Raw genomic sequence first — 9488 nt, forward strand, 5'->3', positions numbered from 1 at the left:
CGTTCCGATTCATACCGTTCTTTGCCAAGAAGGTACTTTGACTTTTGACCCGTTACACAGCAGCCTAGAGCAATTGCAGAGCTTATTTCAGCGCTACCAAACCCATCAAGCTTCCCCCTGAGCGTAAAAAGCTCGACGACTGAAGTCGCGACTCCACAAACGAACCCTGTCTTTACAGGCTAGGAGACAAAGCCTGCGTAGGCAGGCTTTGTCTGTGTAGTCCCACCCTTCTAGGGTGGGGACTATGTTGTGTAGCCCCATTTCTAGGGTGTGGGAGTAGATTGTTCCGGCTAGGATGGTTGTTTTTGTGGCGACGGTTACGATGAAGATAGATGACGTTGTTGAAGGTTTCTATGAACCAACCGTGTCAAGGAATTCTGAGACGGGTTAACATAAGTTAATACAAATAAAAATTCAAAGCGTCCCCATATCCTAGAGCTTAGGAGGAAACTCGGTGAACAAACGGTGGAGAAATGCAGGGCTGTATGCGCTGCTAGCAATAGTTGTAATCGCCTTAGGAACAGCATTTTTAGACAAACAACCCCAAAGTCGGGAAACCTGGAAATACAGCAAGCTGATTCAGGAAGTTCAAGACGGTCGGATTGAAAGAGTTGGTCTTAGTGCCGACCGCACTAAGGCGCTTGTTACAGCACAAGACGGCAGCAAGATTGTCGTTAACCTGCCTAATGACCCAGACCTGATTAGCATTCTGTCCACCAAGGGTGTAGACATTTCAGTTTTGCCCCAGAGCGATGACAGCTTCTGGTTCCGCGCCTTGAGCAGTCTCTTCTTCCCCGTTCTGCTTCTGGTTGGATTGTTCTTTTTGCTACGACGCGCTCAGAGTGGCCCAGGCTCTCAAGCGATGAACTTTGGCAAATCCAAAGCCAGAGTCCAAATGGAGCCACAAACCCAAGTAACTTTTGGGGATGTCGCTGGCATTGACCAAGCCAAGCTAGAACTGAATGAAGTCGTTGACTTCCTCAAGAACGCCGACCGCTTCACCGCCATTGGAGCAAAAATTCCCAAAGGCGTGCTGCTAGTTGGACCTCCGGGAACGGGTAAAACGCTGCTCGCTCGTGCAGTTGCTGGGGAAGCAGGCGTGCCTTTCTTCTCTATCTCTGGTTCTGAGTTTGTAGAAATGTTCGTCGGTGTCGGTGCATCTCGCGTGCGCGACCTGTTTGAACAAGCCAAGGCAAATGCTCCCTGTATCGTATTTATCGATGAAATTGATGCCGTGGGGCGTCAGCGGGGTGCAGGTTTAGGCGGTGGTAACGATGAGCGGGAGCAAACCCTCAACCAGTTGCTGACCGAGATGGACGGTTTCGAGGGCAACACCGGAATTATTATCATTGCTGCTACGAACCGCCCAGACGTACTCGATGCAGCACTGCTGCGTCCGGGTCGCTTTGACCGTCAGGTGGTCGTGGATCGCCCCGATTATGCCGGTCGCTTGGAGATTCTCAACGTTCACGCCCGTGGCAAAACGCTGGCGAAGGATGTGGATCTGGAGAAGATCGCTCGTCGTACTCCTGGTTTCACGGGTGCTGACCTCTCCAACTTGCTCAACGAAGCAGCCATTCTGGCGGCTCGTCGCAACCTGACCGAAATCTCGATGGATGAAATCAATGATGCCATCGACCGGGTGCTAGCTGGTCCAGAGAAGAAAGACCGGGTGATGAGCGAGAAGCGCAAAACCTTGGTGGCTTATCACGAAGCGGGTCACGCTCTCGTCGGTGCATTGATGCCGGATTATGACCCGGTACAAAAGATCAGCATCATCCCTCGCGGTCGTGCAGGTGGTTTGACTTGGTTTACACCGAGTGAAGACCGGATGGATTCTGGTTTGTACAGCCGCTCTTATCTGCAAAATCAGATGGCAGTCGCCTTGGGCGGTCGGCTTGCTGAAGAAATCATCTTTGGTGAAGAAGAAGTAACAACGGGTGCCTCGAATGACTTGCAGCAGGTGGCTCGTGTGGCGCGTCAAATGGTGATGCGGTTTGGCATGAGCGATCGCTTGGGACAAGTTGCTTTAGGTCGTCAGCAAGGCAATATGTTCTTGGGACGCGACATTGCCGCCGAGCGGGATTTCTCGGAAGCAACTGCGGCGACGATTGATGATGAAGTCCACAATTTGGTGGATCAAGCTTACCATCGTGCCAAAGCAGTGTTGGTGAATAACCGCCACATCCTGGATCAATTGGCTCAAATGCTCATTGAAAAGGAAACGGTAGACGCTGAGGAACTGCAAGAGGTTCTGGCGAATAACGATGTGAAGATGGCAGCGATCGCATAATTCGCTAATTGCTCATTGAGCGTCAAAAAATTGGGGCAGTTCTAGGATATTTTCTAGAACTACCCCAATTTTTGTTTGGGGTTGCACAAAGACATCAGGAGCGATCGCGAAACAATGATTGCAGTCTTCGAGACCTCACAACAAATCTCCTCTGATTGTTTACAGCCTAAAAAATTCCCAGCATCCGTAGCTGTAGTGCAAAAAAATTCAGAGGCTTCAAATTGGCGGACGATTTGATAGTGTTTTAGCAGGCAGTTCTAAAACTTTCTTCTCTCTACAGGACTAAGTTGAAGGATAGGATGCGATCGCACAATTAGATTTCAAACTGTGAATCTAGCCGTTACATTTTACTCTTCAAGTGTTGGTCGTACCTGCAATCTCTGGAAGTTTCAATTAAGACTTCCAATGATTAGCCTTGATTCGATCGCAACCTGTAGCTTATATCGCATACATAGCGGTCTAAAGGTGAAGTTTTGCGGCGGCAGATAGCTTTGAACTCCCACCGATAACCTCTGTTCCATCCGCACCAACGCAGTGTTGGGCTGGTGGCAAAGAGCATCCTGATTTCATCTGTGGGAATCGATCAGTCGCTTCAGGCTATTGCTATGCTTATCATTGAACTTATTAAGCTTCTCACGAAAAATAATCCAATAAGGCTGAATAGAATCACTAAGTTCTAAAGACTTCTTAAATAGTGCTTCAAATTCCTCATGGCAACTATATGAACAATAAAGCTGCTCATTCTGGAAAAAAGCTTCTAAGACATTTTCCCATTGTACTGGACTCAAGTATTCAGCAATTTTAACTAGCAATATAGAATTAATTCCAGCAAATTTAAAAGATCCAGAGTTTGCAAACCTATCAATTATTGCTGAAACATTACTCCTTAAAACAGGTTCGATTAGCTCATCGCCAATATCGTCCCAATGTCTTCTCTGGTCAAGTAAGTCATCAAAGGATGTAGTTTTAACCTGCTGAGTAATAGAGTCGTCCAGTAGCTTAAGTATGTTGGATTTCGGTTCATCTATCGATTTATAGGTTGATTTTGCATTAAGCAAATCTTCTAAATTTGCAGTAGAAATTTTCTTTTCTAGATCAGATTCAACTAAATCAATAAAAAAGTCATCTTCATAACTTGTCATCAACAAAACTGTTTCTTCTAGTGAAATGGTTTCTATCTCCTCTTTAACCTGTTTGGCAATAAAACCATCAAATAGTTCAACTAGTGAACCTTTTGGCTCATCTATTAATTTATATGTAGATTTTGATGAAAGTAAATTTTCTAAATCTGCGGTAGGGATCTTCACCTCCAGTTCAGACTCAATTAAATCAAGAAGCCACTTATCTTGATATTTAGATGCTGTCGATGTTAACTTAGCCAAAGAAGAATCCTTGATTTTTTGCTCTACATAGGATTTAATGGTTTCATCCGATCTAAGTGAAGGTTCAAATCTCATTAAAAGCAACTCATCTAAAGTAGCTTTCGGAGACAAATCCCGCAAAATAGGAATGATTATCTTGTCTTTGAAGAAATCATCCCTGCAAGTTTCCTTTAACGAAAGTAAATCCTTTAAAGGAATCTGAAGTTTCTTGAATACAACTTCTCTCAGAAAGCCTACATGAGATGCTTTTTTTAATATAAAGAGAGCGTTTTCTGAGAGTCTTTTATAGAATATTTGGTGCGTTTCATATATCTCAATTTTATCGATATAAGATTCTGCTTTTAACCTACATGGTTCACTAAGGCTATCCCAAGCAGGAATACTTCCAAGATAAACAATGGTTTTATCCCAATTTTCATCTGTGACTTTGTTGATAATAATGTCAGATAATTGATTGTTCAGGATCTCTCTTGTTTCTTGAGTATACATAATTGATACGGCATTCAGGGCTGAAAACTGTCGCGATCTTTCATCTTCTAAACGTTCTTCTACTAACAAGCTTTTTGTTAAACCAATAACAATATCCTTGACTAAAACAAATCGAGCACGACCCAAAGGACTTTTCTGAAAATATTTAATAGCTAATTCTGGATCTACTGGAAAATACACGGATTTGATGTCCTGAAAAATTCGATCGCGGGCAGCACGTCCTTGAACAGGTGGGCGCTCTAAAAGATGGGTTACTGCACTCCTCAAGTGGTAGCGTGCTAGCTCGGCTGTTGCTTCAAATGGCTCCTCTAAAGAAGTCATGGAAGGATGGGCACATCGGCTTCGATCTTCAAACAATCTTTCAATATCTGATTTCTCTACGGTTGAGATTAGCTCAAATTTTGTGAGCGCAATTTCAGGGATACTAGACTCGAATTGCCAAAGCTCTCTAAACTGTTTACCTGAACTTCTCAAACTATCAAATTCTTCTAGTAATTTCGCAGCTTCGCGATCTCCCAAAAGTTCTAACTCTCTCAGTTTATGTAGAAAGTCAAAAACTACTGCGTTCCATGTAGCAACAATACAAGAACGAAACGCACCAGCACGATAACAGGAAACAGCTTCTTGGATAAACTTTCTAGATAACTTGTCTCTGCATCGTAATATCAGTTCATCCAAATCGATAAAGGCTTCGTACATAAAGTAAGCAAGGGAGTTTAAACACGAATTATGTGAATCCTATGGTAGCGCATCAATTTTTGGGGCTGACGGGATGAGTATCGGGTTTCATCCTTCAACCCAACCTAAAAGATCGGGGGATCGCATTAAGTTGAAGGATACAATGCGCGAGCGGAACGTTCTGGTGCAGCGCGGTTGTTAGGCAGTGAACTTAATAAGCGCGACCATCTTTGTGGGTTAAAGCCCATTCACCATTCGGCAATTGTGTTGCTTTGAGATCGTCATTTGGGAATTCCACCTCATCTCCTTCAGTGCGATCGCCAATCTCAAGATAGGTTACATTTTCCTGAGATCGATTAATCAGTTGATGGGAGATTCCCATGCCTCACAACTCACCCTTCCTTGTTATGTTAATGGCCTAACAAACCCAAGCTTTCTTTACCTTTCCAGTACCGTTAAACCATAGCATTTCAGCCACCATGCCCGATGCCCTCAGTAATAGAGCGTGATGCTATCTACACCCGTCAAGACTTCTTTCAGTTCAAAATAAAGGTCAGGAATTTGCGCTAACCCCTTCTTTCAGTAGGCTCTCACATCCGCCTTGCCATGTAGAACGCCGCTAGATTCTTCAGCAATCGATGGGATCAAAGGAGAAGCCAAGCTCGAAGTCATCCGCGTAGTGGCTTAGGACAGCATCGATGTCATGTTGATTCCACCCCTCGATCCAACTACGGGCAAAGCTTAACGCGAAATCTGCGTTGAGGATCGGCACGATCTGCAAAGACGCTCTGGTTGCAAACAAACCTCGATTGGCACCGCTTCACAGTTCCAGCAGCAGCGCGGCATAGATGCCTGCACCCAGAGCGAAAGCCCAAAAGCGGCTATCGCGATCTTCCGGGAGTTCTTCCTTCAGGACGTTCAGGACGACTCCTCCGGCAAGGAAGGCAAACAAGACTGCGATCGCTGCCTCGTGAATTTCGGTTCCGCTCCCAATGACCCATCCCACGATAATCGCTGCCGCCAGTATCCAGCGCCCCTTCTTGTGATAGGCATCCTTATGGTGTTCGCGCAAGCCGTTGTCGTTGACCATGAAATGCAAAGCCATTGCGAAGAAAAACAGAAAAAGACTTTGAAAACCCGGTTCCTCCGGGTGGATTAACAGGTAGCCGATCAAAGCATTGTAAACGGCGAATGAAGCGATGTGCGGCCAGAAGACCCCAGCTTCTGTAACATCTCCATTTCCCGCCTTTTGGTTGCGCTGGCGCGACAGTGTAGCAGCTCGCTCCAGTCCATAAAACACGCTGACGCCTATGAGTGCCACCAGGTAAACGTGGTGTTCCAGAAAGGCAAACCCCCCGTCCAACGTCTCCTTAACCGTCTCCTGTGCTTGACTCAGTTCCGGGAGGATATGGACGAAAATGTAGGCGACAGATACGCCACTCCCGATAGAAAGCCAGATACTGCGAGGGGTGGCATCCAGAAAGCGCAGCTTACCGGAGTAGAGATGCACCAGAGCCAGACCGACTGCAAGGATTGCAGACAGCAAGCGTACATCAGGATTGAATACCGAAGACTCTGCAACTGCCAACAGCATCTTAGTTGAGAAGAGGGAATATTTTTTAGAATGAATATCTTGACTAAAAAGACACGCCACTCGTCAATAGCGGCTCTGAAATCAGTGCCCTTGCTCTTTAGCTTGATAGGATTTGGGCACTAAGGCGTCCTCCCCTTAGCCGATTTTTCTGATTCTTCAAGTTTTAAACAGGTTGATTGACTGATAAATTTTCATCTTTAGGCAAGGGATCGGTTCTCTCTCTAGGTGGGCGTATAACCAGAGCCAGTAGAGGTAGTGTTCTGGTGTGGGGTATCAGCTCCTTTTTGCAACATGAGACAGATATGCAAACTCACTCAGACACCCACTCACCTTCCCCAACTAAACAAAAAATCTCCAATATTTTTCGTCTGGTAGGCTGGATTGCCTTCTGGGTCGAATTAGGATTGGCAGTTGCTTCTGGCATCGCTTTATTATTTGCTATCTCTGGCCGTAACTTTGCCAATGAAGCAAATCCTGCCCTGGGAGTCGGTATATTTTGGGCAATTTGTGGACTTTTCGCACTGTTATTCGGTGTCTTTTTAGCTTTCCGCTACACTCGCATCGCTAAAGGTTTAGCAAATCCTAATTCGGCTGTGCATCCCTCCAAAGCCGATACCGTTCAAGTCCTGCGACTGGCTTTAATTACAGGTTTGGTGGGGATTTTGTTATGTCTGTTGGGTGGTGGAGCGAGTATGGGAGTGTTACTAGCAAAATCTGTATCCCAACCTCCAGGTGTGGCAATCACCGACCCCTACAAAATCATTCGAGCGCTTGATGTTTTTGTGGTGTTAGCGAATTTTAATGGGATTGCAGGTCACTTTGTAAATGTTGTCACTGCTCTAGGGCTGCTCAAGTGGGTGCATAATCAGTAAGAATTTCCCCCACCTCTGGGTCTTTGGTTTATTGCTGATGACTAATGACTCATGGCTTACAACTCATTAAAAATTTTTAACGGCGGCGCTTTGGCGATACTGATTGATCTTCGACAGTTGATTTTGGATGAACTCGCTCTTGTAGCGCCCACACGCTTACCAGTGCTGCGGTTAAAGCTCCAATGGTGTCCATAATCAGATCCACGATGGTGTCATCCAGGTCATTGATCACTTGCACCACCCATTCAAATATCTCCCAAAGAGCGCCGATGGCGATTCCGAAGCTAGAGATCGTTAAGATATACAGCAGTCGGTGGTAGCGGAACGGAGTCAGCATTGACTCATACACGAGAAAACTCAGCGCCAGGGTTACGGAAAAGGTTGTAAAGGCATGAGCAATTTCATCGTAGGGTCCCGGTGGGTAAAATAAACCCCAAACCCAGCCACCCGCATTGATCAAGGCTGCGATAACAAACAGAAAATCAAACAACGTTGGCAGTTGATTTTCCAGGGTCACAAACAGAAACGAAGCAGCCAGGAAGCAGGCGAGTGTAAATGAACCCACCCAGTTCCGGTGATACAATTCAACGGCGATCGCGATCGCGAGTAAAAACTGTCCAACCCAAGCGGCGATTCTATACCCTCGCCAATTGCTACTCAGCATTGCTTTTTCCTCATAAATGGGTCATGGGTAAAGAGAGTTTGCAGTATTGAGTTTTGAGTTAGAAGAAAGTTTTTTAATTCAAGACTTAAAACTTTTCCCCAATTAGTCATTACTAACAAACTATAAACGAAGCAATTAATTCAATTTCATATCATGCTTCTGGTTTCTGACGGGAAAGCGCCTGAATCTCAGCCCGCAATGCAACGATTTCTTCATGCAACGCGGCGATAGATTTAGCACCTGCTACTTCTGTTTGTTCGTCTTCCGCATCGCGTCCGACAAAGAAGGTGGCGAGGGTTGCCGTTACATAGCCAAACACTGCAAAAGCATATAACGATAGGATCAAGCAGAGTACCCGACCTTCTGGAGTCTGAGGCCAGTATTCCGATCCCATCGTTGTCATAATCATTGCTGTCCACCACAGTGCAGCACCGTAGTCATTCAGTCCGCGCCCATCAGGGGTATTGCTTTCAAAAGCATACATCCCTGCGGCTCCCACCAGCGTCACCACCAGCGTCAGCGCGATGATGTAGCCAAAACCACGACGACTCATGCTGGCTCGGAGCGATCGCATCCCCCGATTTAGAGAACTGATGACACGTACCAGTCGCAGTCCCCGGCTGGCTCTCAGTAAGCGAAACACGCGGGTAATTCGGAAGACGCGCAACGCTGGCAACAGCAAGGAGAGGGCTGTAAGCCAGTTTTGCTTGAGATAGATAAATTTGTAAGGAGCCAGAACCAATCGTAAGGCGAAGTCTAGGATAAAAACGATCCAGATGAAGTTGCTGATGATTTCCAGCAGGGGATTTAAGCCCCAAATTAGTTCGACGACCAACAACGCCAGCCACCCAAAGCCGAGCAATAGCATGGGTGTTTCTAGCCAGTCTTCCAACTGTTGCAGAACCTCACCTTGTTCTTTTTTGAGTTCCCGTTTTTCAGATGGACTCAGATTGCTCATAAGATTTTTGATGACTCCTACAGCGGTTTTGAAAGCGCTTGCCGTAAAGCTGAGCCAAGGGTACAGCGGTCAGACTGTGGGCAAATATCTAGGTGCATAGAAAACCCCAGCAGAGATTAGTAGAAAAGTAGTGAAATATTCCTCTAGCTAGAGAGCGAACTTCCATACTGTGCGAGATGGTACAAGGGACGCAGACTTAATATAGCCAGCCGCAATGCGCCAACTACTTGTACAGGTTCCCCGTGGGTATGGGAAAACAGTTCTGGATATCGCCCAAACTTGTGACGGAGCGAATCTTTCCCTGTTTGAAGCGACTGGAGCTGATGAATCGTTAGACGTGGTCATCGTTCACGTGCCGAATGGAAAGGTTGAGGAACTACTCGAACAGTTGCAATCGGTGCCAAAATTGAACGTCACGCTGCTTCCGCGTGGAGTCATCGCCTTGCAGCCACCGCCTTTTAAAGCAGCGCAGCAGGTGACAGATGTGCAGGCACGCAGTCCCATCGAAATTTTCCTCTCAGGGCTGCAAAGCGTTGGCTCATGGAAAGGGTTTCTGGG

The 9488-nt window shown here is 46.2% G+C and carries 7 protein-coding genes and 1 pseudogene; 3 read left to right on the plus strand and 5 right to left on the minus strand.

Annotated features, from left to right (window positions below):
* The first annotated feature begins 454 nt into the window (after positions 1-454).
* A complete protein-coding gene (gene ftsH3 / locus H6F50_RS13040) occupies positions 455-2293 on the plus strand; it encodes an ATP-dependent zinc metalloprotease FtsH3 (protein WP_190412024.1) in 1839 nt (612 codons plus the stop codon).
* A gap of 566 nt (positions 2294-2859) precedes the next feature.
* Here the strand turns inward: ftsH3 and H6F50_RS13045 are convergent.
* The 3 genes from H6F50_RS13045 to H6F50_RS13060 all read right to left on the minus strand — a co-directional run bounded on the left by H6F50_RS13045 (position 2860) and on the right by H6F50_RS13060 (position 6436).
* Positions 2860-4863 (minus strand): hypothetical protein, encoded by a 2004-nt coding sequence (locus H6F50_RS13045; protein ID WP_190429028.1) that lies wholly within the window; start codon positions 4861-4863, stop codon positions 2860-2862.
* A 190-nt stretch (positions 4864-5053) separates the two neighbouring features.
* Positions 5054-5224: a hypothetical protein gene (locus tag H6F50_RS13050; protein ID WP_199292141.1), complete on the minus strand. Its 171-nt coding sequence runs from the start codon at positions 5222-5224 to the stop codon at positions 5054-5056.
* Positions 5225-5662: 438 nt separating this feature from the next.
* Positions 5663-6436 (minus strand): hypothetical protein, encoded by a 774-nt coding sequence (locus tag H6F50_RS13060; RefSeq protein ID WP_190429029.1) that lies wholly within the window; start codon positions 6434-6436, stop codon positions 5663-5665.
* 302 nt (positions 6437-6738) lie between these two features.
* On the opposite strand from H6F50_RS13060, the gene H6F50_RS13065 reads away from it, so the two are divergent.
* The gene (locus tag H6F50_RS13065; RefSeq protein ID WP_190412026.1) at positions 6739-7308 is read left to right on the plus strand and encodes a DUF3611 family protein; all 570 of its coding nucleotides are present in this window, start codon (positions 6739-6741) and stop codon (positions 7306-7308) included.
* Between the two features lie 76 nt (positions 7309-7384).
* Here the strand turns inward: H6F50_RS13065 and H6F50_RS13070 are convergent, their stop codons facing one another.
* Complete coding sequence (locus tag H6F50_RS13070; protein ID WP_190429030.1) at positions 7385-7972, minus strand: hypothetical protein; 588 nt, start codon at positions 7970-7972, stop codon at positions 7385-7387.
* Positions 7973-8123: 151 nt separating this feature from the next.
* Positions 8124-8930 (minus strand): ion transporter, encoded by an 807-nt coding sequence (locus tag H6F50_RS13075; RefSeq protein ID WP_190429031.1) that lies wholly within the window; start codon positions 8928-8930, stop codon positions 8124-8126.
* A gap of 214 nt (positions 8931-9144) precedes the next feature.
* Between H6F50_RS13075 and H6F50_RS13080 the strand changes: the two are divergent.
* A pseudogene (locus tag H6F50_RS13080) lies at positions 9145-9488 on the plus strand (TIGR00341 family protein); the annotation flags it as partial.

This window comes from Coleofasciculus sp. FACHB-712 (assembly GCF_014695635.1).
In the GTDB taxonomy this organism is placed as follows: Bacteria; Cyanobacteriota; Cyanobacteriia; order Cyanobacteriales; family FACHB-T130; genus FACHB-T130.

Excerpts from the sequence above, each read along its gene's own strand:
- H6F50_RS13050 (WP_199292141.1), bottom strand. The coding sequence starts at position 5,224 with ATGGGAATCTCCCATCAACTGATTAATCGATCTCAGGAAAATGTAACC.
- H6F50_RS13060 (WP_190429029.1), bottom strand. The coding sequence starts at position 6,436 with ATGCTGTTGGCAGTTGCAGAGTCTTCGGTATTCAATCCTGATGTACGC.
- H6F50_RS13045 (WP_190429028.1), bottom strand. The coding sequence starts at position 4,863 with ATGTACGAAGCCTTTATCGATTTGGATGAACTGATATTACGATGCAGA.
- H6F50_RS13075 (WP_190429031.1), bottom strand. The coding sequence starts at position 8,930 with ATGAGCAATCTGAGTCCATCTGAAAAACGGGAACTCAAAAAAGAACAA.
- H6F50_RS13070 (WP_190429030.1), bottom strand. The coding sequence starts at position 7,972 with ATGCTGAGTAGCAATTGGCGAGGGTATAGAATCGCCGCTTGGGTTGGA.
- H6F50_RS13065 (WP_190412026.1), top strand. The coding sequence starts at position 6,739 with ATGCAAACTCACTCAGACACCCACTCACCTTCCCCAACTAAACAAAAA.